Raw genomic sequence first — 497 nt, forward strand, 5'->3', positions numbered from 1 at the left:
CGCCGACGGAAGTCCCTAAGGCCTACAGGCGCGGCGCCTGCGCAGGATGAGGGTTCCCGCCGCGATCGCCGCCGCCGCGGCCGCGATCAGGCCGCGCGAGCCGGAACCGGTGCGGGCGAGTCGGGGCGCGCCTCCCGGACCGTGCGGGGAACCGGCCGCATTCGCGGAGGTCTGCGAGCCTCGGGCCGGATTCGGCGCGGCCGTGCCCTCCCCCGGTCCGCTCGGGGACCGGCCCTGATCGAGTGTGATGGACGGCGACGCGACGACCGAGGGGTGCTGCGGTGAGGGGGCGGGCGTCGCCACGAGCACCGGGCCTCTGGCGGTCGCGGACCCCGAGGCGGTCCCGCGGGGGGAGCGGGGCGCGGCGGAGGTGACGGAAGCAGAAGCGGGCGGAGTAGTGGGCGGCGCAGGCGTCGCGGTCGGAGCGACGGGCGGCGCGGGCGAGGCGGTGACGGGCGGCGCGGGCGTCGGATCGGCGGTTCCGGTGCCGGTCGGGG

General features: G+C 79.1%; 1 protein-coding gene. It reads left to right on the forward strand.

What is annotated here, in order from left to right; genetic code table 11:
- Positions 1-247: 247 nt before the first annotated feature.
- On the forward strand, positions 248-497 hold a 250-nt coding region (locus HMPREF0043_RS11515; RefSeq protein WP_021602338.1), incomplete at its 3' end, for a hypothetical protein.

It is taken from the genome of Actinobaculum sp. oral taxon 183 str. F0552 (assembly GCF_000466165.1).
Classification (GTDB): Bacteria; Actinomycetota; Actinomycetes; order Actinomycetales; family Actinomycetaceae; genus Peptidiphaga.